General features: G+C 60.5%; 1 protein-coding gene. It reads right to left on the reverse strand.

Going from position 1 to position 944, the window contains the following annotated elements; all coding sequences use genetic code 11:
• Positions 1–27: 27 nt before the first annotated feature.
• Positions 28–909, reverse strand: coding sequence for a carbapenem-hydrolyzing class A beta-lactamase KPC-2 (locus H9Y04_RS45755; RefSeq protein ID WP_004199234.1), 882 nt, complete (start codon positions 907–909; stop codon positions 28–30).
• Between the last annotated feature and the right edge of the window lie 35 nt (positions 910–944).

The raw sequence follows: 944 nt of genomic DNA on the forward strand, positions 1-944 counted from the left end.
GTGGGCCAATAGATGATTTTCAGAGCCTTACTGCCCGTTGACGCCCAATCCCTCGAGCGCGAGTCTAGCCGCAGCGGCGATGACGGCCTCGCTGTGCTTGTCATCCTTGTTAGGCGCCCGGGTGTAGACGGCCAACACAATAGGTGCGCGCCCAGTGGGCCAGACGACGGCATAGTCATTTGCCGTGCCATACACTCCGCAGGTTCCGGTTTTGTCTCCGACTGCCCAGTCTGCCGGCACCGCCGCGCGGATGCGGTGGTTGCCGGTCGTGTTTCCCTTTAGCCAATCAACAAACTGCTGCCGCTGCGGCGCAGCCAGTGCAGAGCCCAGTGTCAGTTTTTGTAAGCTTTCCGTCACGGCGCGCGGCGATGAGGTATCGCGCGCATCGCCTGGGATGGCGGAGTTCAGCTCCAGCTCCCAGCGGTCCAGACGGAACGTGGTATCGCCGATAGAGCGCATGAAGGCCGTCAGCCCGGCCGGGCCGCCCAACTCCTTCAGCAACAAATTGGCGGCGGCGTTATCACTGTATTGCACGGCGGCCGCGGACAGCTCCGCCACCGTCATGCCTGTTGTCAGATATTTTTCCGAGATGGGTGACCACGGAACCAGCGCATTTTTGCCGTAACGGATGGGTGTGTCCAGCAAGCCGGCCTGCTGCTGGCTGCGAGCCAGCACAGCGGCAGCAAGAAAGCCCTTGAATGAGCTGCACAGTGGGAAGCGCTCCTCAGCGCGGTAACTTACAGTTGCGCCTGAGCCGGTATCCATCGCGTACACACCGATGGAGCCGCCAAAGTCCTGTTCGAGTTTAGCGAATGGTTCCGCGACGAGGTTGGTCAGCGCGGTGGCAGAAAAGCCAGCCAGCGGCCATGAGAGACAAGACAGCAGAACTAGACGGCGATACAGTGACATCAACGATATTCCTTGTTTGAAGGTGGAGCTAGGTG

It is taken from the genome of Streptomyces polyasparticus (genome assembly GCF_014493765.1).
Classification (GTDB): Bacteria; Actinomycetota; Actinomycetes; order Streptomycetales; family Streptomycetaceae; genus Streptomyces; species Streptomyces polyasparticus.